The following is a 23,086-nucleotide window of genomic DNA, read 5'->3' as shown; positions in this document are numbered from 1 at the left end:
TACGTTAACGTCAACCACGCATCACTGCGGCTGGACAGGAGCGAGGTTGTGGCAGCGGGCTAGCCCCGCGATGAGGCCGGACCAGTCGATGCAACTGGCCGTTCTGACGGGCATCGCGTGGCCAGCCCGCTGCCACAACCCAGCTCCCGCAAAGCCGCCGTGATACCTCGAACATCAAGAACAACAAGGTGCCCGCGCATGCATTACCCCACCCTGAACTTCGCCCTCGGCGAGACCATCGACATGCTCCGCGACCAGGTGCGCACCTTCGTCGCCGCCGAACTGGCACCGCGCGCCGCGCAGATCGATCAGGACAACCTGTTCCCCGCCGACATGTGGCGCAAGTTCGGCGACATGGGCCTGCTGGGCATCACCGTGGCGGAACAATACGGCGGCGCCGGCCTGGGCTACCTGGCCCACGTGGTGGCCATGGAAGAGATCAGCCGGGGTTCGGCGTCGGTGGCCCTGTCCTATGGCGCCCACTCCAACCTGTGCGTCAACCAGATCAACCGCAACGGCACTCACGAGCAGAAGCTCAAGTACCTGCCCAAGCTGATCAGCGGCGAACATATCGGCGCCCTGGCCATGAGCGAGCCCAATGCCGGCTCCGACGTGGTGTCGATGAAACTGCGCGCCGAAAAACGCGGCGACCGCTATGTGCTCAACGGCAGCAAGACCTGGATCACCAACGGCCCCGACGCCAACACCTACGTGATCTACGCCAAGACTGACCTGGACAAGGGCCCGCACGGCATCACCGCGTTCATCGTCGAGCGCGACTGGAAGGGTTTCAGCCGCAGCAACAAGTTCGACAAACTCGGCATGCGCGGCTCCAACACCTGCGAGCTGTTCTTCGATGACGTCGAAGTGCCGCAAGAAAACATCCTCGGCCAGCTCAACGGCGGCGTGCGCGTGCTGATGAGCGGCCTGGACTACGAGCGCGTGGTGCTGTCGGGCGGCCCGACCGGCATCATGCAGAGCTGCATGGACCTGGTCGTGCCGTACATCCACGACCGCAAGCAGTTCGGCCAGAGCATCGGCGAGTTCCAGCTGATCCAGGGCAAGATCGCCGACATGTACACCCAACTCAATGCCAGCCGCGCCTACCTGTACGCCGTGGCCCAGGCCTGCGACCGCGGCGAGACCACCCGCAAGGACGCCGCCGGGGTGATCCTTTATACCGCCGAACGCGCCACGCAGATGGCCCTGGAGGCGATCCAGATCCTCGGCGGCAACGGCTACATCAATGAATTCCCGGCTGGCCGCCTGTTGCGCGACGCCAAGCTGTACGAGATTGGCGCCGGCACCAGCGAGATCCGCCGGATGCTGATCGGCCGCGAACTGTTCAACGAAACCCGCTGAGCATAAGGAACGGGCGCACATGGCTACCCTGCACACCCAGATCAACCCGCGCTCGGCGGAGTTCGCCGCCAACAGCGCGGCCATGCTCGAACAGGTCCAGGCCTTGCGCGGCCTGCTCGCCCAGGTCAGTCAGGGCGGCGGGCCGAAGGCGCAGGAGCGGCATACCTCGCGGGGCAAGCTGCTGCCTCGCGAGCGTATCGACCGCCTGCTCGACCCGGGCTCGGCGTTCCTCGAAATCGGCCAACTGGCCGCCCATGAGGTGTACGGCGAAGACGTGCCGGCCGCCGGCGTGATCGCCGGCATCGGCCGCGTCGAGGGCGTGGAGTGCATGATCGTGGCCAACGACGCCACGGTAAAAGGCGGCTCCTACTACCCGCTGACGGTGAAAAAGCACCTGCGCGCGCAGACTATCGCCCTGCAGAATCGCCTGCCGTGCATCTACCTGGTGGACTCCGGCGGCGCCAACCTGCCGCGCCAGGACGAGGTGTTCCCCGACCGCGAGCACTTCGGGCGGATCTTCTTCAACCAGGCCAACATGAGTGCCTTGGGCATCCCGCAGATCGCCGTGGTAATGGGCTCGTGCACTGCCGGTGGCGCCTATGTGCCAGCGATGGCCGACGAAGCGATCATGGTGCGCCAGCAGGCGACCATCTTCCTGGCCGGCCCGCCACTGGTGAAAGCGGCGACGGGTGAAGTGGTGAGTGCCGAGGACCTTGGCGGCGCCGACGTGCACTGCCGCACCAGCGGCGTGGCCGACCATTACGCCGACAACGACGAACATGCCCTGGCCATCGCCCGCCGCAGCGTGGCCAACCTCAACTGGCACAAGCTCGGCAAGCTGCAATGCCAGGCGCCGATCGCGCCGCTGTATGGCGCCGAGGAGCTGTATGGCGTGGTGCCAGCCGACGCCAAGCAGCCGTTCGACGTGCGCGAGGTGATCGCGCGGCTGGTCGACGGCTCGCTGTTCGATGAGTTCAAGGCGCTGTTCGGCACCACCCTGGTGTGCGGTTTCGCCCACCTGCACGGCTACCCGGTGGCGATCCTGGCCAACAACGGCATCCTCTTCGCCGAGGCCGCGCAAAAAGGCGCGCACTTCATCGAACTGGCCTGCCAGCGCGGCATCCCGCTGCTGTTTTTGCAGAACATCACCGGCTTCATGGTCGGCAAGAAGTACGAGGAAGGCGGCATCGCCAAGCATGGCGCCAAGCTTGTGACCGCGGTGGCCTGCGCCCAGGTGCCGAAGTTCACGGTGATCATCGGTGGCAGTTTCGGCGCTGGCAACTATGGTATGTGCGGCCGCGCCTACGATCCGCGCTTCCTGTGGATGTGGCCCAACGCGCGGATCGGCGTGATGGGCGCCGAGCAGGCCGCCGGGGTGCTGGCCCAGGTCAAGCGCGAGCAGAGCGAGCGCAGCGGCGAGGTGTTCAGCAGCGAAGACGAGAAGAAGCTCAAGCAGCCGATCCTCGACCAGTACGAGCGCCAGGGCCACCCCTACTACTCCAGCGCCCGGCTGTGGGACGACGGTGTCATCGACCCAGCGCAGACCCGCGATGTGCTCGGCCTGGCCTTGTCGGCCGCGCTGAACGCCCCGATCGAACAGAGCCGCTTCGGCATTTTCCGGATGTGACCCATGAGCGACTTCGCGACTATCGAACTGGAACACGACCCGCGCGGCTTCGCCACCCTGTGGCTCAGCCGCGAAGACAAGAACAATGCCTTCAACGCGCAGATGATCCGCGAACTGATCGTCGCCCTCGACCGCCTGGCCGAGGACAGCCGCCTGCGCTTCGTGCTGCTGCGCGGTCGTGGCCGGCACTTCAGCGCCGGGGCCGACCTTGCCTGGATGCAACAGTCGGCGGCACTGGACTTCAACACCAACCTCGACGACGCCCATGAACTCGGCGAGCTGATGTACGCCCTGCACCGGCTCAAGGCTCCGACCTTGGCCGTGGTGCAAGGCGCCGCCTTCGGTGGCGCCCTGGGGCTGATCAGTTGCTGCGACATGGCCATCGGTGCCGAGGACGCCCAGTTGTGCCTGTCCGAGGTTCGCATCGGCCTGGCGCCCGCGGTGATCAGCCCGTTCGTGGTCAAGGCCATCGGCGAGCGCGCCGCGCGTCGCTACGCCCTCACCGCTGAGCGCTTCAGCGGCGTGCGTGCCCGCGATCTGGGCCTGCTGGCCGAGGTCTACCCAGCCGCCGAGCTCGACGCCCAGGTCGAGGCCTGGGTGAGCAACCTGCTGCACAACAGCCCCCAGGCCCTGCGCGCCACCAAGGAACTGCTGCGCGAAGTGGACGACGGCGAATTGAGCCCGGCCCTGCGCCGCTACTGCGAGAACACCATCGCCCGCATCCGTGTCAGCGCCGAAGGCCAGGAGGGCCTGCGCGCCTTCCTGGAAAAACGCCGCCCGGCCTGGCAAGACAACAAGGAACCGCGCCCATGAGCCGCCCTACCCTGACCACCCTGCTGGTCGCCAACCGCGGCGAAATCGCCTGCCGGGTGATGCGTACCGCCAAGGCCATGGGCCTGACCACCGTGGCCGTGCACAGCGCCACCGACCGCAACGCCCGCCACAGCCGCGAAGCCGATATCCGCGTCGACCTCGGCGGCGCCAAGGCGGCCGACAGCTACCTGGTGATCGACAAGCTGATCGCCGCCGCCAAGGCCAGCGGCGCCCAGGCCATCCACCCAGGTTATGGCTTTCTGTCCGAGAACGCAGGCTTCGCCCGCGCTATCGAACAGGCCGGGCTGATCTTCCTCGGCCCACCGGCCAGCGCCATCGACGCCATGGGCAGCAAGTCGGCGGCCAAGGCATTGATGGAGGCCGCTGGCGTGCCGTTGGTACCGGGCTATCACGGCGAGGCCCAGGACCTGGAAACCTTCCGCGCCGCCGCCGAGCGCATCGGCTATCCGGTACTGCTCAAGGCCAGCGCTGGCGGTGGCGGCAAGGGCATGAAGGTGGTGGAGGAGGAAAGCCAGCTGGCCGACGCCCTGGCCTCGGCGCAGCGTGAAGCGCAGTCGTCGTTCGGCGATGCGCGCATGCTGGTGGAAAAATACGTGCTCAAGCCGCGGCATGTGGAGATCCAGGTGTTCGCCGACCAGCATGGCAACTGCCTGTACCTCAACGAGCGCGATTGTTCGATCCAGCGCCGCCACCAAAAGGTGGTGGAAGAGGCGCCGGCGCCAGGCCTGTCGCCCGAGCTGCGCCAGGCCATGGGCGAGGCGGCGGTGCGCGCGGCCCAGGCCATTGGCTACGTGGGCGCCGGCACCGTCGAGTTCCTGCTCGATGCCCGGGGCGAGTTCTTCTTCATGGAGATGAACACCCGCCTGCAAGTGGAACACCCGGTCACCGAAGCCATCACCGGGCTCGACCTGGTGGCCTGGCAGATTCGCGTGGCCTGCGGCGAGGCGCTGCCGATCAGCCAGGCGCAGGTGCCGCTGATCGGCCATGCCATCGAGGTGCGGCTGTACGCGGAGGATCCGGCCAACGAATTCCTGCCGGCCACCGGCACCCTGGCGCTGTACCGCGAATCGGCGCCGGGCGAAGGCCGCCGGGTGGACAGCGGCGTCAGCGAGGGCGACGTGGTATCGCCGTTCTACGACCCGATGCTGGGCAAGCTGATCGCCTGGGGGCAGGACCGCGAGCAAGCGCGCCTGCGACTGCTGGCGATGCTCGATGAGTTCGCCATTGGCGGGCTGAAGACCAACATTGCCTTCCTGCGCCGCATCCTGGCGCACCCAGCGTTCGCCGAGGCGGAGCTGGACACCGGGTTCATTCCGCGTCATCAGGACGTGCTGCTACCCCCGCCACAGGAGCTGCCGGCGCAATTCTGGGAGGCCGCCGCCGAAGCCTGGCTGCAAGGCGAGCCTGCGCAACTGCGCCAGGACGACCCCGCCTCGCCCTGGACCTTGCGCGATGGCCTGCGCCTGGGGCTACCGGCACGCAGTAGCGTGCACCTGCAATGCGACGGGCATGAGCAGGCTGTGGCGTTGGAGCGTAGTGCGCCTTCGACTTATTGCCTGGAGGGGGAGCAGCTGTGTCATGACCACGACGGCCTGCGCCGTCGTTACCTGGCGGTTCGCCGGGGCGGTACGCTGTACCTGCAGTGGCAGGGCGAATTGCACGCCGTCAGTGCCCATGATCCGATCGCCGCGGCCGAGGCCAGCCACAGCCACCAGGGCGGCCTGGGGGCGCCGATGAACGGCAGTATCGTGCGGGTGCTGGTGGAGCCGGGGCAGGTGGTAGAGGCCGGTACCGCGCTGGTGGTGCTGGAGGCGATGAAGATGGAACACAGCATTCGCGCGCCCCATGGTGGGACGGTGAAGGCGTTGTTCTGCCAGGAAGGGGATATGGTCAGCGAGGGGACGGTGCTGGTGGAGTTGGAGGGGGCGTGATTGCGGCAATGTGCCCGCCGAAAGGTTTGCAGCGCCTATAAGATCGAGCGCCGCCCACGCGGCGCTCGATCTTATAGGCGCTGCAAGGCTACTGTCTGGCACCTCGCAACCCCAACACGGCTACGCGCGAACCTAAAGCACCCCGTGCATGCGCACCACAACACCAAGAAACTCGCACCCCTCCTCGCACAGCACCGTCGGATACAAGGTATTGAGCGGCCTGAGCATCCGCTGCCCGCCCTCCTCGATCAACTCACGCAGCACCGCCGGCTTACCGGGCTGGCGCGCCACTACCAGCCTGCCCGGCGTCACCTCGATCCCCGCATCCACCAACACCCGCATGCCCAGCGGCACGCTCCTGCCGCTGGCGGCGTTCATCGAATCGTTCTCGACCGGCAACCAGAATGCGTTGCCTGCAGGCATATAGTCGGTCAGCTCGTGGATTTCACTGGTTGCCGGCAGCGGCCCGTCCAGGTCGACCCAGCTCAACACTGGCAAGCGAAAGCTGGCATGGCGCAAGGCATTGACCGAAAGCGGTCGTTCCACGGCATAGACACCCCTGGTTTCGCGAACCGTGGCGTCACGCTCGACCACCATCACCCGCGCTTCGAGGTACACCAGCCCGAGCTTTTCCAGCTTCTCGTTGACTGTCACCAGGGTGGGCCTGCGCGTGCCACGCAGCCAATGGCCGACACCGCCTTGGGTCATGCCCAGGCGTTCGGCCAGTTGGTGCTGCTTGAGGTTGTGCTCGCGCTGGTAGCGCGACAGAAATTCGATCCAGTTTTCCATGGCTGTGAACGATACGGACTGGATGAACGGCATCAATACACATCCTGAATTATCTCAGAACTCAACAATAATACAAATTGACCTAACATCAACGCTCATTGTCCTCGAAGGGATTTCACAGGAGCAGTCATGAGTAATTCGACAAAAGAAGAAACAGATCTCGACGAAGAAGCAGCCCGCCGCGCCCTCGACTATTACCTCAACCCCACCCCCAGCAAGCCTGACCTGGAGCGTTCGCTGTGGACCTTGCGCGAAGGCGTCAGCAACGCCCAGGCCAGCGAGCATGCCATGGCCCTGCTGCGCTGCGCGGCCGCCACGGCGCAGGAAACCGGCAGCCACCTGCAGGGCACCACACGGGAAGTGGTATTTGCGCTAATGCACATGATGAACATGGCCCGGGCCCTGCTGGAGCAGTGCCACGCCACGGAAAAGGCAGGTAATCGCTAGGGAGAACGTGATAGCCGACGAACGGCAATAGCCCCAGTTGCCGGGGACGAGGAAGGCGTCAGGAAGATTTTTTTACCGATGCACGGAAAAATCATTTGACTGGCAAATGATAACGATTATTATTGCACTCAGCAGGTCGCGAGACCCGCTGGATAACCTGCAACGTCCTCAGGTCGGACGCTCAGATTATCTCCTCATCAGGCTAATCACGGTTTTTGACCCGGCTTTTGCCGGGTCATTTTTTTTGGCTCTTCAGGCTAATGAAGATCGTTTGATGGCGCCGATGATAGCAAAAGTGTGTCAGCACGTGAACGCTCATTACAAATCTTTGCCGAATCAGCACTTGAGAATCAATCTCGTTAAGGCTAAGCTGATCTCGCGTCAAGGAAGATGCCCCCACCCCTTCCCCAATGAGCAAGGAGCTGTCCATGACCCGTCTGCTGCTGCCCCTCGAGCATGATCCGCGCACGGCCGAACGGCACGGCGAAGACGCCTTGTTGCACGCGCTCAAGCGCCTGCCACGGCGGGTCCAGCAAGTGTTCCTGCTCAACCGTCTCGACCAGTTGGGTTTCGCCGAGATCGCCACGCGCCTCGACCTGCCGCTGGTCAGCATCGAGCGCCACATGAGCCAAGCCTTGAACGCCACCCGCCAGCCGGGCGACAGCCTGGGCGGTATCGCCGGACACTGGTACGTACGCCTGCAAAGCCCGCAGGTGACCGCCAGCGAACGCATCGACTTCCGCCGCTGGCTGGATGCCAGGCCCGAACACCTGCGCGCCTTCCACGACACCGAGCTGCGCTGGCGCAGCCTGCTCGCCCCGGCACGGCAACTGGGCCATGACGGCTGGTACCGGCAAGGACGCGCGGCATTGTCGCTGGGCGGGTGTTCGATTGCGGTTGGGCTGGGTGTCGCCGCACTGGTGGCGCTGGGCCTGTGGGCCTGAAGACTTCGCAATCCTTGTAGGAGCGGCCTTGTGTCGCGACAGGGTCGCATAGCGGCCCCGGCGATATCAGCTCGCCTCACGAATCCTGGGGCTGCTTCGCCCCCCTTTCGCGACACAAGGCCGCTCCTACACAGGTTAATCCCGATCAACATACGCACCCCCGCCCCAAGCGGTGTAGAGTACGGTCACAACAACGCCAACAGGAGGCTGGCAATGACCGTGACGCTCTCCCCGCTGCACATCGACTGCGATTTCGACTCCGGCAACATCCTGGTCCTGGACGCCAGCGACCCTGCGCACGTCCACCTGAACATCCGCCCCGACACCCACAGCGGGCACTTCCAGTGGTTCCACTTCAAGGCCAGCGGCCTGACCGCGGGCCAGGTTCATCGCTTCAGCCTGGACAACGCCCACCAGTCCTCCTACAAGAACGCCTGGACCGGCTACCACGCCGTGGCCTCGTATGACCAGCAAACCTGGTTCCGCGTGCCCAGCCAGTTCGACGGCAAGGCCCTGAGCTTCGACTTCAAGGCCGAACAGCCACAAGCCTGGTTCGCCTACTTCGAGCCCTACCCCCGTGCACGCCACAACCAGCTGATCGAGCGCGCCCGGCAGATCTCTGGCGTCGAGCTGCTGGCCAGCGGTCGCAGTGTGCAGGGCCGCGATATCCCGCTGCTACGCGCAGGTGACGGCGCCGCCGGCAAGCGCAAGCTGTGGATCATTGCCCAACAGCACCCCGGCGAGCATATGGCCGAATGGTTCATGGAAGGCGTGATCGACGCCCTCGAAGCCAATGGCCCGGTCATTGAGCAACTGCTGGCCAAAGCCGACCTGTACCTGATCCCCAACATGAATCCGGACGGCGCCTTCCTCGGCCACCTGCGCACCAACTTCAAGGGCAAGGACCTCAACCGCGCCTGGCAGGACGCCAGCGTCGAGCTGAGCCCCGAGGTGTTCTTCGCCCAGAGCCAGATGAAGCTGCATGGCGTGGACGCCTTCATCGATGCCCATGGCGACGAGGAAATCCCCCATGTGTTCACCGCGGCCTGCGAGGGCAACCCCGGCTACACGCCGCGCATCGCCAAGCTGGAAGAGCAGTTCCGCGGCACCCTGTGCAGCCTGACCCCGGACTTCCAGACGAAGTACGGTTACACCCGCGATGAGCCAGGCCAAGCCAACATGACCCTGGCCTGCAATGCCGTGGGCCAGGCCCATGACTGCCTGTCGCTGACCCTGGAGATGCCGTTCAAGGACCACGACGATGCGCCGAATCAGCGCACCGGCTGGTCGGGTGAGCGCTCCAAGGCGCTGGCCGGGGCGGTGCTTGAGACGTTGCTGAAGATGGTCGGCGATCTGCGCTGAGCTACGCCAGCACTCAAAACTGCACATCCAGAATCACGCTGTCGGTGTAGGTCGCCGCCGGCGGCGTGGCCTGGTCGGTGTACACCTTGGCGTTGTAGTTGAACACCTGGCTGCCCGTGCCGGTCCCCGCCCCGGGGTTCACCTCGGCATCGCTGCTCGAACGCCGCGCCGCGCCCACCGAGCCCCAGCGCACCACGCCGGCACTCTTGAAGATGTCGTAGGCCAGGTAGTTGTTGGCACTGGACTTCATCCGCCGCCGCCCGCCCGACACGTTCTGTCCGTCGTCCAGCCCCACCGTGTAGTTGCTGCCCTTGGTGCACGACACGCTCAGGCTCTGGTTCACCGTGCCGAACCCGGCCACCACCGGTGCGCTGGCGAAGCTGATGTTGGGCGTGGTGATCTGGCAGTCGTTGCTTACCGTCAGGCTGACGTTCAGGGTCTTGCTGCCACTGCCGATATCGCGCCCCAGGCAGATACTGCCGATGCCGATGCCCGAGCAGTAGTTCCAGCTCCAGGCCACGGTCAGCGTCTCCTGGTACAGGCCCGCGGCGACGTTGCTGCCGATCTGTGTACGCAGGTAGATCGGTACCGACTTGGGCGTCGGGCCATTGAGCAGGCCGAGCAGGTCGATGATGCCATTGCGCGCAAAGTCGAAGGCAACGCCCCGGGTGATCGGGTAGTTGACGCTGTTGTCGGCATACAGGGTGTAGTTGATGACATCGCCGGTCGGGCCGACCAGGCCACCGGAGGCGGGCGTGATGGTTGCGTAGAAGTGGTCATTGCTGGACAGCAGGCTGAGCAGCGAGCCGGTGCACTGCAAGCCGGAATTGGTGCTCGAGGCGGTCTGCACGGTGGTACGGACCAGCGTCGAGTTGACGGTGCCGAACGCCGCTGGCGTGGTGGCCACCGACGAGCACAGTGCCCAGGCCTGGCATGGCGCCAGCAACAGGCCAAACAGCAGGCCGTGCCGTCGAACATTCACTGGCACACCAGCGGACCGATCAACGGAATCGGCCCCTCCCCTTCAGGCAAGTCGAACGCCACCTGGCACTGCCCGCCATCGGCCTTGTCCACCTGCAGGCGGTTGTGCGGCGCCAGGTTCTCCAGGTAGACCAGCCCATCCCAGCCCACCACCGCCTCGGTGCCGCTTTCCTGGTGGCGTACCCGGCTGCCCAGCTTGAGCTCCTGCTGATTGCCGTCGACCAGCACCAGGCTCGCCGCCAGCACCCGCCTGAGCGGGAACTCCAGCAGGTAGCCGCTGCCACGGCGCACGGCCACGCGCTGCTCCACCTGCGGCGCGAGGACATCGGCCGGCAGCTCCATGGGGTCGATCTCGTACTTGCCCCGGTAATAGCCGCTGCTGTACGGCACCAGCAAATGGCCATTGCGGTCGGTGCGGCCGATCTGCTGGTTCTCGTAGCGCACCGGCACATCGGCATAGCCGCTGGTGCTGACTACCACGAAGGCATCGTCGATGCGGTTGGCGGCGAACAGCCCCGCGTCCATCAGCACCAGCGAACCGCTGGCGTCAGCCCAGCGGGTCATCTCGCCGCTGCTGCCGTAGGCGCCCACCTGCAACTGCACCGACTGCAGGCGCCAGGTCAGGTCGGCCTGGCGGTAGTCGTCGCGATTGCCACCGGTGGCGTAGCCCAGGTTGTAGCCCACCCCGCCCCCCACCGGCACCGCCTGGCTGTAGTTGACCCGCTGCAGGTCCTGGCCGTCCTTGCCGCGCTCGGCGCTGACGGCCAGGGTACCGCGCAGGTCGAAGGGGATCACCAGTTGCGCCTGCACCGCCCACTGGCTGTCACCGACCTCGCGGTTGGCCGACAGGTACAGGCTGCTGTTGCGCCACAGCGGCTTGCTCCAGCTGAGGTTGATAAGCCGCGTGCGCGTGCCGTCACCGGCGCGCACATCGAAGTAGCCGGCACCTAGGCTGCCGTAACTGTCCAGGTTCAGGCTCAGGGTCGCCTGCTCGCTGCGCTGGCTCAGGCGCGTGTAGGGGCTGTCGACCCGCGACAGGTCGGCGTAGTCGCCATGGCGCTGCACACGCTGGTAGTTGAAGCCGATGCGCCGGCTGTTGTACTGGTAGCCCAGCGCCAGCTGCTGGCCTGTATCGCCTTCGAAGCGGCTCTGGGTCACTGCCGCATTGAGCACGCCGAAGGTGCCCAGCCGCAAGTTGCCGCCCAGGCCGCCGAGCATCAGCGCCTCGGCGCTCTCGGCATGGGTTTCCACGGTGAAGTAATCGGAAACGCCGTGGCGCAAGGTGGCCGAGGCCACACCCGGGCCATAGGCGAAATCGCGCACGGCGTAGTCGCGGCGCAGGCTGCCGGCGGCCACCGAGAAGTCCGACAGGCCCTTGGCCAACAGGCTGCTGGTGACATAGAACGGCAAGGTGGTCGACACCTGCCGGCCCAAGGCATCGGTAGTGACCACCACCGCTTCGCCGGCGCCATTGATGAACGGCACATTGGTCAGGGTGTAGGGGCCGGGCTGCAGCTCGGTGCTGCTGCTCTTGTAGCCGTTGATGAACAGGTCCAGTGAAGTCGGCACGGCGGCTTCGCCGGCAAAGGCCGGCAGTGGATAGGTGACCAGGTCGGGACGGGCGCCGAAGTCGCGGGACAGTTGCAGGCCGCCCACGCGCACCGAGGTAGTCCAGGGCAGCGCGCCGGTCACCAGGTCGCCGGCCTCATAGGTGAGCAGGCGCTGTTCGTCGGTGTAGCGGAACGTGGTGTCATAACGCAGGAAGCCCTGGCGGCCCTGGGCAGTGGCGCCATTGAACGACTGGCGCCACTGCCCGGTGGTGGAAAAGGTGCCCCAGTCGTCGAACAGGCGCAGCTCGTTCCAGGCGGCCAGGTAGCTGCCGCCCTCATCGGTGTCGTTGAGGTAGGCGTCGTAGTTGAGCAAGGCGCCGAAGCTGCTGCGCGCATCGCTGGCCGGGTACAGGTTGCGATCACCGACCTGCTGGTCGGGCAGCCAGGCCGGCGGCACCTGCAGCAGCAGGCGCTGGTTCTGGCTGTCGTAGTCGCTGTGCAGGCCAGAGATGTCGTCCAGGGCCACCTCGCCCTGAGGCTCGCCCGGCAGCCTGACGCCCGCCGCGCGCAGCACTTCACTGGCCAGGTACAGGCGCCCGGCGCGCTGCTGCACCGGCACCAGCTCAGCCTTGGCCACCTGGTTCACCAGCAGGTCGAGGTACAGCGTGGCGTCGGCGATGGCGGCATGTTCCGAAGGCGGCGGCGGCAGCTCGTCGGCCACGCCCAGGCCGGGCCCCAGCACCGCCAGGCCCAGCCACAACCGGTGCGTTGCCACCCGCATCCAGCTCACACACGATTTCCAACCATCGCCGGGTCCTCCCTGGCCCCTGTGATCCGTTCAAGCGTGGTTCATTGACCCTGTTTGATGGCCTGCGCCACCTCCTGGCCGTTGACCCGCCCTTTCAGCACGCTGGCAGCACCCGGCGTGGCCGGGGCCGGCCAGCGCATGCTGGCGCCGGGCAACACATAGCCGAGCAGCCCTTCGACCAATGGCCTGTCCTGGCCAGCCTGCTGCAGCACCACATCGGTCAGGCGCGCATGCACAGGCCCGCTGTTGCGCAGCTCGACATAGGGCTTGCCCTGTACCGTCACCGCGCGCCAGCTCAACTGCGGCTTGCCCACGCCTTCGGCACTGCGCTTGCCCTCTGGGTCGGGCTTGCCCCACAGCCCTTCGCCGTAGACGAACAGCGGTACCGAATAACGCATCTGCAGGCGGATCGCCGCCTTCGGCCCTTCGCTGGCGGCATCAGCCGGCAACGGCGAGGGGATTTCGTCGATGATGATCCGGTACGCCTGCTCCTGGCCCGCGGGCGAACTGCCCGTGCGGGTCAGACGAATCAGTTGCTTCTGGCCCGCCGGGATATTGGCCACAGGCGGGCTACCGATGATCTCGCGCTGGGCCTGGAACTGCTCCTGGTACTCGCCCTGGTGCCAGGCAAACACCCGCACCTGCAGGCTGGCCGGCGCCGTGCCACGGTTTTCCAGCCACAGCGCGCCGGCCTTCTGGTCAGCCTCCAGCACCGGGTCGATCGGCCAGATCAAAACCGAAGTGGCCGCGAAAGCCGGTGCACTGGCCAACAGCAGCAGCCCGATGATCCCACGCGCCCAGTTAGCGCCTGCGCCCATGCCCCTCTCCTTTTCTGTTATCCGCAGTGGCCTTTCACCAGGTCACCGTCACTTGCACGACATCGGTGTAGGTCCCCGCCGGCAAGGTGCCGGTCAGGGTGGTACGGCCATAGACCGGCAGCTTGATCGCGGTCGGGTCGCTGTAGCTCACCGCCACGCTGCTGCCGATGCCCAGGCTCTGGCTGAACGCGGCGTCGCGGAACAACTGGTAGGCCAGCAGCTGCGTGCCGCCCGAGCGCTTGAGGTTGCGGGTGCCGCTGGCGCTGTTCTGACCGCCGTCCAGGCTCATGCTCAGGGCCACGCCGGGGGTGCACTGGAAAGTCACCGTGCTGCCGCCGAGCGAGGTGCTCAGGGTGGCCGTGGACAGTGCCGAGCTGGTGCCATAGTCGAGCACGCCATAGGCCGTCACGCCGCCCACCACCAGGCAGCCGGCGACGATCTGCGCCGTCACCTGGAAGGTGCTGGTGGTGACCGCGTGGGCGCCCTGGGTCAAGGTCAGGCACAAGCCGACCGCCAGTAGCCGCGCAGCGCCTGGCATGGCTCAAAAGCTCAGCTCGACCGCCACCGTGTCGGTGTACACCCCGGCCGGCAGGCCGGCTTTACCCCGGGCCTGGCCATACAGGTTGACGGTCTGCGCCACGCCGGTGCTGGTCGGCAGGGTGATGGTGCCGTCGATCGCCAACAGCTGGGTGTGGCCGGCGTCGGTGTAGAAGTCGTAGGGCACGAAATTGCCCGCGCCATCGGCCAAGGCCCGGGTCCCGCCGGCGGACTGCGAATCATGGGTTCCGGCACGCACCTTGATAGTCGGCACCGTGCCTGCCGAGCAGAGAATGCTCATGGCCCCGCCACCACCGCCGAGCACCTGGCCATTGGCGGTGGTGAACAACGAGTCCTGGGTGCCGAAGTTGAGGCTACCGAAGTTCAGCCCCGAGGTGCCGCCGCTGCCATTGACCTGGCAAGCAGCGGTCAAGGTCAGGGTCGAGCTGATGGTGCCGGTCACGGTGGCGGCCTGGGCCTGGGCGCCCAGGGCGAGGCCCAGGCCGGCGAGGATGCAGCGGATGGTAGGGGTGGGCATCGAAATCTCCTTGCGTGTTACCAGTCCAGGGTCACCCTGAGGGTGTCGCGATACAGCCCGGCAGGCAGCGCGCGCGGCTGCGCGATGACCACACCGTAGATGGGCACAGGTACTTGCTGGGTGCTGCTGATAGTGAAGGTTCGCGCCTGACCGATGCCGTAGCGGCTGTTGCCGCCCGGGTCGATGGCCAGCTGGTAGGGAATCAGCTCGCGGCCGTTGCTCAGCCGGCGCACGCCGTCGCCGCCATTGAGGCCGCCATTGATGCGCACGCTGAAGGCACGTACCTGGGGCGTGCAACTGATCTGCAGGCTGCCCTCGCCCCCCGCTTCGTCGACCCTGCTGGTCAAGGGCCGGTCCCAGGTTGGGCCACGGGCGCCGAAGTCAAGCAGGCCTGGGTTACCCAGCGAAGCCGGCTGCTGCGGGTCGCTACTGATCTGGCAGGCGGCACTGATCACCAGCCGCGCCTGGATGAAGCCGGTACTGCTGCCATGGGCCACGCCAGCGGGCAACAACAGCGGGCCGAGGGTGAGCAACAGCAGTGAAGTACGGTGCAGCGCGTCCATGTGCGGTGCCTCCTCCTACCAGGTGACCGTGACTTTGAGCAGGTCGGCGTACAGCCCGGCGCGCGGGACCCAGGCCAGCTTGTCGATCCTGGCGTACAGCGGCAGCTCCACCACGCCGCTGTCCGGGACCCGCGCCGCTTGTGCGACATTCACCGCCAGCGGCTGGCGCCAGCTGGGGTCAGCGTACAGGCGGTATGGGATCGGCCGGGATCGGGCATCGCTGCTGGCCAGGTAACGCAACTCGCCGACGCCGCCGTGCTGGCCACCGTCGACGCGAACCTGATACGGGGTGTCGGGGTTGCATTCCAGGCGTGGCGGACGCTGGCTGAGCAGCACGCCGCTCAAGGGCGCATCGGCGCCATCGAGGCGCGGCGCGGCCCCGAGGTCGACGACACCCAAGGCCTGGGCGCCGGCATCGCGTTGCTGGCTGACCAGCATGCAGCCACGCTGCACCAAAACCTGGACCTCGACGAGAAAGTCTGCGGCCAGGGCACTGGAGCAGGCACACAGGGCCAGCAGCACGGTGACTACGCGTTCCAACACCAGCGGGTTCCTTGTCTGGAGGGGTTGAGCTTGAGCGTAGCAGCGCGATTGGCTGACGAACGCGCGGCCCTACCCTTCTTTGGCATTAATGAAAATGGCGGGTGCTTCGCCAGCAAGGCTGGTGCCTACCGACAAAAGGATTCAACGAAACCTCTGCGTCGAACGCCCCTCCAACACCCAGATACCGGCAAAACGACCGGCCTTCTGATACCGTGCATGGCAAGCTGCAACCCGTGCACAGGCCTGACAGGAGTTTTCCCTTGAGCAACGCGCCCACACCACTGGACCAAGCCATCGAGCGCTGTGCCGAGGAACCGATCCGGGTCCCGGGCAGTATCCAGCCCCAGGGCTTCCTGCTGGTGCTGGACGAGACCGCGCTCGAGGTGCTGCAGGCCAGCGAGAACGTCGAGCAGTGGCTCGGCCTGCGTGCCAGCGAAGTGCTCGGCATGCCGTTCCGCGCGCTGGTGCGCGAAGGCTTCGAGCTGCGCGAGCAACTGGCCCTGCTGCCCGATGCACAGGCGTTTCCCTTTCATATCGGCGATCTGCAGCTGCGCCAGGGCGCACCCTGCCAGGGCCTGCTGCGGGTACTCGCGCACCGCCACGAGCAGCTGCTGATCCTCGAGTTCGAGCCCAGCCAGCGCCGTAGCGGGCCGCTCCAGGGCGACTACTACCCACTGGTGCGCGCCTTCGTCGACACCTTGCACCAGGCCAACAGCATCGAAGAGTTGCTGCAGCACTCGGTCGAGCAGATCAAACGCATCACCGGCTTCGGCCGGGTCAAGGCCTACAGCTTCGACAGCGAGGGCAACGGTACGGTGCTGAGCGAACTGGCCGATCCCGGCTACCCCAGCTACCTGGGCTTGTGCTTTCCGGCCTCGGATATTCCGCGCCAGGCCCGCGAGCTGTATCGGATCAACCGCATCCGCCTGATCGAGGACGCCAACTACCAACCCTCGCCGTTGCACCCTACCCTCAACCCACGTACCGGGCGCCCCCTGGACATGAGCTTCGCCACGCTGCGCAGCGTATCGCCCGTGCACCTGCAATACATGCGCAACATGGAGACACTGGCGTCCATGTCGCTGTCGATCGTGGTCGACGACAGACTCTGGGGACTGATCTCCTGCCACCACGCGCAACCCCGCGCCGTCGACTTCCAGACCCGCACCGCCTGCGAACTGCTGGCCAGCGTGCTGTCGCTGCAGATCGAATCGCGCGAGTCCCATGACAGCACCCGTACGTTACTGGCGCTGCGCGAACGCATCGTGCGCATGCTGGCCTCGATGGCCGACCACGACAGTGTCAGCGCAGGCCTGCTCGACCTTCCCGAAGTCCTGTTGGCCTTCGCCGACGCCAGCGGCGCCGCGATCATCAGCGCCGAACGCTGCGACCTGATCGGCGACACACCCTCCGAGGCCCAGGTCACCGCCTTGGTGCACTGGCTGGCCCGCCGGGGGGACGAACTGGTGTTCCATAGCGACAATGTCGGGCGGGACATCGACGAGCTTGCGGAACTGGCCGATCAGGTCGGCGGCGTGCTGGCCGTGGCGATTTCCCAGATCCACTCGCACTATCTGGTGTGGTTCCGCCCGGAGCAAGTGCGTCGGGTCAACTGGGCCGGGCGTCCCGACAAGACGATCAGCCCCCTGGGACAACTCAGCCCGCGCCACAGCTTCGCCCGCTGGCAAGAGGTGGTGCGCGGCTTCAGCCTGCCCTGGAGCCCGATGATCCTCGATGCCGTGCTCGAGCTGCGCAGCGCTGTGCTAGGCATCGTCCTGCGCAAGGCCGAGGAGCTGGCGCAACTGGCCGGCGAGCTCAAGCGTTCGAACAAGGAACTCGAGGCGTTTTCCTATAGCGTGTCCCATGACTTGCGGGCGCCACTGCGCCATATCGCCGGCTATTCGGAACTGCTCGGCGAGATCGAAGGCGAGCGTTTGAGCGAACGCGGCCACCGCTTCCTCACCCACATTGGCGAGGCTGCGCAATTTGCCGGCTCGCTGGTGGACAATCTTCTAAACTTCTCGCAAATGGGCCGCTCCGCCCTGCGTCTGTCGGACGTCGACCTCAATGCCTTGGTCGACAGCATTCGCGTCGAGCTCGAGCCCGACTACCGGGGACGTGAAGTCATCTGGGAGATCGCCCCATTGCCCAAGGTCATCGCCGACCCGGCGTTCATCAACATGGTCTTGCACAACCTGCTGTCCAATGCCATCAAGTACAGCCGCGACCGTGCCCCGGCACGCATCGAGGTCGGCTCCGTGCAACACGAACGGGAGACGGAAGTGTATGTCCGCGACAATGGCGTCGGCTTCGACATGGCCTATGCCAACAAGCTGTTCGGTGTGTTCCAGCGCCTGCACCGCATGGAAGATTTCGAAGGCACCGGTATCGGCCTGGCCAGCGTGCGCCGCATCATCGAACGCCATGACGGTCGAGTCTGGGCCTACGGCCAACCCGGCCAGGGCGCCAGCTTCCATTTCGTACTTCCGCGCTTCCAAGCGCACTCCTGAGGCACCGTTACCCACATGCTCAAACCTATCCTGCTGGTCGAAGACAACCCCAGGGACCTGGAGTTGACCCTCCTTGCACTGGAGCGCAGCCAGTTGGCCAACGAAGTCATCGTGCTGCGCGACGGCGCCGAAGCACTGGACTACCTGCTGCGGCGCAACAGCTATGCCGCACGCGACGACGGCAACCCGGCCGTATTGCTGCTGGACCTCAAGCTGCCCAAGGTGGACGGCCTGGAAGTGCTCAAACAGGTGCGCGATACCGCAGAGCTGCGCAGCATCCCCACCGTGATGCTGACCTCCTCGCGAGAAGAGCCGGACCTGCTGCGGGCCTATGAGCTGGGCGTCAATGCCTATGTGGTCAAGCCTGTGGAGTTCAAGGAGTTCGTTGCCGCCATTTCCGAACTGGGGGTGTTCTGGGCCGTGCTCAACGAGCCGCCACCCGGCTCGCTGCGTCTGAACCGGCGCAGCAAGCCTTGAGCGCCGCGACGATGCCGAACACGCCCATCAGGTTGTTGCTGGTCGAGGACAGCAGCATGGACGCCGAACTGACCCTGCTGCGCCTGGAGCGCAGTGGGCTGCATGTGCAATCGCGGCTGGTGTTCGACCATGTCGGCGTGGAACATGCCCTGCTAGAAGCCAGCTATGACCTGATCCTGTGCGATTGCGTACTGCCGGGTTCGTCCGGGACCGAGGTGCTGGCCATCGCCCAGCGCCTGGCCGCCGACGTGCCTTTCATTTTTCTGTCGGGGATCTACGGCGAAGAACACGCGGTGGAGATGATCCGCCTCGGCGCCACCGACTATGTGCTGAAGAAAAACCTGCCGCTGCTGCCCAAGGCCGTGCGCAGGGCCATGACCGAGGTGCAGGAACGCCAGCGCCGACGCCGCGCCGAAGAAGCGCTGGCGGACGTCGAGGCACGCGCGCGCATCGCCATCGACGCGGCGGGCATGGGTACCTGGGATTTTCGACCGCAGGACAACCTGCTGCTGTGGGATGACCGCTGCAAAACTTTGTTCGGCCTGCCGTCCGATACCCAGATGACCCTCGAAGTCTTCTATGCCGGGATCTATCCAGACGACCGGGCGCGGGTTCGCGACGCCGTCGAGCAAGCCATGCAACCGGACAGCGACGGCTTGTACCGCGCCGAGTTTCGCATCGACCAGCCGGCTGGGCTGGAGCCCCGCTGGCTGCTTTCCAGCGGCCAGACCCAGTTCGTCGACGGCCGCTGCCTGCGTTTCTCCGGGGTATTGCAGGACATCCATCAACAGCGTCAGGCCACCCGCGCGCTGGAACAGCTCAACGAGATGCTCGGCGAGCGGGTCGAGCGCCGCACCCGTGAGCGTGACCGCGCCTGGGAACTGTCCCAGGACCTGCTGGCGGTACTGAACAAGGACCTGACCCCCGTGGCCCTGAACCCAGCCTGGGAAGCCAGCTTGGGCTTTACCCGTGAGCAGTTGGGAAGAATCTCGCTGTTGCAGCTGTTGCCCGAAACCGACCAGGATGGTTTTCTCGCGGAGCTGGCGGCGCTGTCGCTGGGGCGCACCAGCGCCCGCTTCGTTGGCCGCATCCTGCACGCCGGCGGCCAGCAGCGCTGGCTGTCCTGGGTGGTGGTGCCGGATGACAGCATGCTCTACGTGGTCGCTCGCGACATCACCAGCGAGCGCGAGGCCACCCTGGAGCTGGCCGAAGCCAACGCGCGCCTGCGCGAGCAGATCGCCGAACGCGAACGCATCGAAGCCGCGTTGCAGCAGATGCAGCGCCTGGAAGCGGTCGGTCAGCTCACCGCCGGGGTGGCGCACGACTTCAATAACCTGTTGACGGTGATTCTTACCGGCGCCAGCTTCTTGCAGCGCGACCTGGAACGCGGTTCTGTGGACAAGGCGCACAGCCGCCTGCAACACATTCGCGAAGCCGGCGAGCGCGGCGCCAAGCTGACCGCGCAATTGCTGGCATTTTCACGCAAGCAAAGGCTCGAGCCGGTGCCGCTGAACCTCAACCGCACCCTGTCTGGCCTGGAAGAACTGCTGCGGCGCACCCTGGGCGGCAGCATCGCGGTGCGCCTGGATCTGGCCCCCCGCCTGTGGCAAGCGTTGATCGACCCGACCCAGACCGAGATGATCATCCTCAACCTGGCCATCAACGCCCGCGATGCGATGCCTGGGGGCGGCCAACTGACGCTGAGCACCCGCAACAACCGGGTCAGCGCCCGCCCGCATCGCCCAGAAGACCCGGAGCCCGGCGAATACGTGGTGTTGTCGATTCGCGACAGCGGGTGCGGCATGAGCGAAGAGGTGCTGGCCAAAGTGTTCGAGCCATTCTTCACCACCAAGGATATCGGCAAGGGCTCGGGCCTGGGCCTGGCCCAGGTGTTCGGCTTCGCCAAGCAATCCGGCGGCGGGGTTCGCATCGAGACCGCCCCAGGCCGTGGCACCCAGGTCACCGTGTACCTGCCGGCGGTCCATCAACAAGCCGTGGAGATCGCCCCCGAACAGGACACTTCCAGCGCCTTGGCGCAACGCGTCGTTGACCGCCATGTGCTGTTGGTGGATGACGATCACCTGGTGCGCGAAATGATTGGCGACGTCCTGCGCCGCTATGGCTGCAATGTGCGCCAGGCCCACAGCAGCGAGCAGGCGCTGGCGTTGCTAGATGAACAGGTCGAGCTGCTGCTCACCGATTTCGCCATGCCGGAGTTCAACGGTGCTCAACTGGCGCTGGCCGCCCGCGAACGCTTTCCCCGTCTGCCGGTGGTGTTTCTGACCGGTTACGCCGAGCTGCAGGGGCTGGAGTTGCCGCACAGTGCGGTGATACAGAAACCGGTGAGCGAGCAGCTGCTGGCCCAAGCCCTGGCAGAGCTGCTGGACCCGCGCTAGGCACTGTACGAAAAGCCTTGATACTCGCTCATGCGGCGTTGAAAACAGCCTCGGATGCTCATGTGCTTCAGTACACTGCGCTTGCTCGGCTGTTTTCGCCTTGCCTGACCTTCGTTTCAAGGCTTTTCATACAGAGCAACAGGGCTTTTCACCTACGCAGAAACGAAAAAATCGCCTTTCGGCGATTTTTTCAAATATGGCAGGGGCGGCTGGATTCGAACCAACGCATGGCAGGATCAAAACCTGCTGCCTTACCGCTTGGCGACGCCCCTGTAGATACTGCTGTCGCTGCGTGTGTCGCTGCTCAGCAATGGCGCGCACTTTAACAACGTTTTTCTCAGGTGGGAAGCTTTTTTTAAAAAAAATCATAGGAAAACAGCAAGTTAGTAGTTCTGCTCGATGCGCCGTGGTTTTCCGTCGCCTCCTTGCCCACAGGCGCCGGCCTCGCCGGCGAACACCGCGCCAGCCAGGGCCAGGCGCCACGACGCTTCGGTCATAAGCCATTCGTCGCTTTTCCACCGCCTCGCTTCAACACATTCGGCTTCGCCCCTTCCAATCAGGTAGAGACCTATCTGCGCATTCACAAGGAGGGCGCCATGCCAGCTTCCCATGATCTCTACCAGGACCTGCACTACCCCCGCGAAATCGTCCAGCAGCGCCGCCAGCAGGACAAGCAACTCGACCGCCTGCTCGACGAGTACGTCGACATCGACAACCAGGTGCTGGCCGCCGAATCGATCTCGGCGGGCAATTTCGCGGACGAAGACCTGCGCCACCTCAAGGAACGCCGCCTGGCGATCAAGTACATGATCGAACGGCAACTGGCGCGCAAGGGCTGAGCGACCTATCACCTTTCACGATCATTGCCCGGCATTTTCTCGATTGGTCAAAATGCCTATGCGCGCGCAAGCTGCGCGCTGCCCTGTCTCGACCGTGAGGAACCCACCGTGCCCACCTGGATACCCGCCGTGCTGCGCCGCCGCAGCCCTCCGGCCAGCACCCTGCTCGACATTTTCCAGGGCCGGGCGGCGGCGTGCGGCTATACCCTGAGCACCGGCCAGCGCCAGGTAATCGAGGCCATGGCCACGCAACTGGCTGCGCTCGACCATGGCCGGGCACGCAGCCTGTATCTGCATGGCGCCGTGGGGCGTGGCAAGAGCTGGTTGCTCGACGGCTTCTTCCAGGCCGTGCCAACACCCGCCAAGCGGCGCCTGCACTTTCATGATTTCTTCGCTCGCCTGCACCAGGGCATGCATCGCCATCGCCTGCTGAACGATGCCCTCGGCGCAACGCTCGATGAACTGCTGGGCGATGTGCAGGTGCTGTGCTTCGATGAGTTTCACGTGCACGACATCGGTGACGCCATGCTGCTCACCCGTATGTTCGATGCCTTGTTCAGGCGCGGTGTGTTTCTGTTGCTGACCAGCAACTATGCCCCCGAGGGCCTGCTGCCCAACCCGCTTTATCACCAACGCTTCCTGCCGGTGATCCACCTGATCAACGGCCATATGCAGGTGCTGGAGGTCGACGGCGCAACCGATTTTCGCAGCCTGCCGACCAACCGCGCGCAGCAACGGTTCACCCAGGGGCATTACATCTGGCCGGGGGACGCGGCGCAACGCCAAGCCTTGGGTATACCGCCAGTACAGCCCGTGGTACTGGCGATCAACCAGCGCCCGCTGCGAGTGCTGGCCGAGGCTGGCGGCCAGGTGATGTTCGCCTTCAGCGACCTGTGCGAGCAAGCCACCGCGGTCATCGACTACCTGGTGTTGGCCGAGCGTTACGAGCACTGGATCATCGACGGCCTAAACGACCTGGCCGAGTGCTCGCTGGCCGCGCAACAGCGCTTCATCAACCTGGTGGACGTGCTGTACGACCAGGACCGTCAGCTAACGCTGATCGGCAAGCGGGCACTGGCTGAAAGCCTGGGCGGGACGCTCGCCGACCTGATGCGCACCCGCAGCCGGCTGGGGCAGTTGCAGCAGCTCGACGCCAGCGACCACCGGGCAACTCGCATCGGCGCACCAGCGCTTGCGCAGTTGCCCTGAAGGCGCCTGGTGGAAACGGCG

The 23,086-nt window shown here is 65.6% G+C and carries 20 protein-coding genes and 1 tRNA gene; 12 read left to right on the top strand and 9 right to left on the bottom strand.

The features are described from left to right. Positions 1-198 precede the first annotated feature (198 nt). From ACODS5_RS15235 to ACODS5_RS15220, 4 genes are read left to right on the top strand one after another with little or no spacing between them, the layout of a single operon-like run. Positions 199-1,362, top strand: coding sequence for an isovaleryl-CoA dehydrogenase (locus tag ACODS5_RS15235; RefSeq protein WP_134690220.1), 1,164 nt, complete (start codon positions 199-201; stop codon positions 1,360-1,362). A 19-nt stretch (positions 1,363-1,381) separates the two neighbouring features. Then, positions 1,382-2,989, top strand: a complete 1,608-nt coding sequence (locus tag ACODS5_RS15230) for a carboxyl transferase domain-containing protein (protein ID WP_134690219.1) — start codon at positions 1,382-1,384, stop codon at positions 2,987-2,989. 3 nt (positions 2,990-2,992) lie between these two features. Next, positions 2,993-3,802: a gamma-carboxygeranoyl-CoA hydratase gene (locus ACODS5_RS15225; protein ID WP_134690218.1), complete on the top strand. Its 810-nt coding sequence runs from the start codon at positions 2,993-2,995 to the stop codon at positions 3,800-3,802. Then, positions 3,799-5,754, top strand: a complete 1,956-nt coding sequence (locus ACODS5_RS15220; RefSeq protein WP_489109044.1) for an acetyl/propionyl/methylcrotonyl-CoA carboxylase subunit alpha — start codon at positions 3,799-3,801, stop codon at positions 5,752-5,754. Before ACODS5_RS15225 ends, ACODS5_RS15220 begins: the two co-directional genes overlap by 4 nt. A gap of 132 nt (positions 5,755-5,886) precedes the next feature. Here the strand turns inward: ACODS5_RS15220 and ACODS5_RS15215 are convergent, their stop codons facing one another. Further along, complete coding sequence (locus ACODS5_RS15215) at positions 5,887-6,543, bottom strand: LexA family protein (RefSeq protein ID WP_489109053.1); 657 nt, start codon at positions 6,541-6,543, stop codon at positions 5,887-5,889. Between the two features lie 129 nt (positions 6,544-6,672). On the opposite strand from ACODS5_RS15215, the gene ACODS5_RS15210 reads away from it, so the two are divergent. The 3 genes from ACODS5_RS15210 (at position 6,673) to ACODS5_RS15200 (ending at position 9,296) form a co-directional block, all read left to right on the top strand. Beyond that, the gene (locus ACODS5_RS15210) at positions 6,673-6,990 is read left to right on the top strand and encodes a DUF6124 family protein (protein WP_134690216.1); all 318 of its coding nucleotides are present in this window, start codon (positions 6,673-6,675) and stop codon (positions 6,988-6,990) included. A 428-nt stretch (positions 6,991-7,418) separates the two neighbouring features. Further along, positions 7,419-7,934 (top strand): DUF4880 domain-containing protein, encoded by a 516-nt coding sequence (locus tag ACODS5_RS15205; RefSeq protein WP_134690215.1) that lies wholly within the window; start codon positions 7,419-7,421, stop codon positions 7,932-7,934. A gap of 213 nt (positions 7,935-8,147) precedes the next feature. Further along, on the top strand, positions 8,148-9,296 hold the full coding sequence (locus ACODS5_RS15200) for a M14 family metallopeptidase (RefSeq protein ID WP_489109043.1): 1,149 nt from the start codon (positions 8,148-8,150) through the stop codon (positions 9,294-9,296). A 13-nt stretch (positions 9,297-9,309) separates the two neighbouring features. On the opposite strand, the gene ACODS5_RS15195 is transcribed toward ACODS5_RS15200, so the two are convergent. The 7 genes from ACODS5_RS15195 to ACODS5_RS15165 all read right to left on the bottom strand — a co-directional run bounded on the left by ACODS5_RS15195 (position 9,310) and on the right by ACODS5_RS15165 (position 15,634). Further along, entirely contained in the window at positions 9,310-10,278 is a 969-nt protein-coding gene (locus ACODS5_RS15195) for a Csu type fimbrial protein (RefSeq protein WP_134690213.1), read from the bottom strand. Continuing rightward, positions 10,275-12,608: a fimbria/pilus outer membrane usher protein gene (locus ACODS5_RS15190; RefSeq protein ID WP_134690246.1), complete on the bottom strand. Its 2,334-nt coding sequence runs from the start codon at positions 12,606-12,608 to the stop codon at positions 10,275-10,277. The genes ACODS5_RS15195 and ACODS5_RS15190 overlap by 4 nt, the downstream gene beginning before the upstream one ends. 68 nt (positions 12,609-12,676) lie before the next feature. After that, complete coding sequence (locus tag ACODS5_RS15185; protein ID WP_134690212.1) at positions 12,677-13,453, bottom strand: fimbrial biogenesis chaperone; 777 nt, start codon at positions 13,451-13,453, stop codon at positions 12,677-12,679. A 34-nt stretch (positions 13,454-13,487) separates the two neighbouring features. Beyond that, on the bottom strand, positions 13,488-13,991 hold the full coding sequence (locus ACODS5_RS15180) for a Csu type fimbrial protein (RefSeq protein WP_256660236.1): 504 nt from the start codon (positions 13,989-13,991) through the stop codon (positions 13,488-13,490). A gap of 3 nt (positions 13,992-13,994) precedes the next feature. After that, positions 13,995-14,528 carry a Csu type fimbrial protein gene (locus ACODS5_RS15175; protein ID WP_489109042.1) on the bottom strand — a complete coding sequence of 178 codons (534 nt, stop codon included), beginning with the start codon at positions 14,526-14,528 and terminating at the stop codon, positions 13,995-13,997. 17 nt (positions 14,529-14,545) lie between these two features. After that, positions 14,546-15,082, bottom strand: a complete 537-nt coding sequence (locus ACODS5_RS15170) for a Csu type fimbrial protein (protein WP_134690244.1) — start codon at positions 15,080-15,082, stop codon at positions 14,546-14,548. 24 nt (positions 15,083-15,106) lie between these two features. Then, positions 15,107-15,634 carry a Csu type fimbrial protein gene (locus ACODS5_RS15165; protein ID WP_489109041.1) on the bottom strand — a complete coding sequence of 176 codons (528 nt, stop codon included), beginning with the start codon at positions 15,632-15,634 and terminating at the stop codon, positions 15,107-15,109. A gap of 260 nt (positions 15,635-15,894) precedes the next feature. On the opposite strand from ACODS5_RS15165, the gene ACODS5_RS15160 reads away from it, so the two are divergent. The 3 genes from ACODS5_RS15160 to ACODS5_RS15150 are packed head-to-tail and all read left to right on the top strand — an operon-like array spanning position 15,895 to position 21,017. Continuing rightward, positions 15,895-18,144, top strand: coding sequence for an ATP-binding protein (locus ACODS5_RS15160; protein ID WP_489109040.1), 2,250 nt, complete (start codon positions 15,895-15,897; stop codon positions 18,142-18,144). Between the two features lie 15 nt (positions 18,145-18,159). Next, complete coding sequence (locus ACODS5_RS15155) at positions 18,160-18,621, top strand: response regulator (RefSeq protein ID WP_134690209.1); 462 nt, start codon at positions 18,160-18,162, stop codon at positions 18,619-18,621. 11 nt (positions 18,622-18,632) lie between these two features. Further along, positions 18,633-21,017 (top strand): response regulator, encoded by a 2,385-nt coding sequence (locus ACODS5_RS15150; RefSeq protein WP_489109039.1) that lies wholly within the window; start codon positions 18,633-18,635, stop codon positions 21,015-21,017. A 197-nt stretch (positions 21,018-21,214) separates the two neighbouring features. Here ACODS5_RS15150 and ACODS5_RS15145 read toward each other — a convergent pair. Continuing rightward, positions 21,215-21,289 (bottom strand) — tRNA-Gln (locus tag ACODS5_RS15145). Between the two features lie 324 nt (positions 21,290-21,613). On the opposite strand from ACODS5_RS15145, the gene ACODS5_RS15140 reads away from it, so the two are divergent. Further along, positions 21,614-21,856 carry a hypothetical protein gene (locus tag ACODS5_RS15140; RefSeq protein ID WP_134690207.1) on the top strand — a complete coding sequence of 81 codons (243 nt, stop codon included), beginning with the start codon at positions 21,614-21,616 and terminating at the stop codon, positions 21,854-21,856. 108 nt (positions 21,857-21,964) lie between these two features. After that, on the top strand, positions 21,965-23,065 hold the full coding sequence (zapE, locus tag ACODS5_RS15135) for a cell division protein ZapE (RefSeq protein WP_256660234.1): 1,101 nt from the start codon (positions 21,965-21,967) through the stop codon (positions 23,063-23,065). The last annotated feature ends 21 nt before the right edge of the window (positions 23,066-23,086 follow it).

It is taken from the genome of Pseudomonas sp. FG47, from assembly GCF_057809115.1.
The sequence above is the reverse complement of the archived record's forward strand: the minus strand, read 5'-3'. Positions and strand labels throughout refer to the sequence as shown.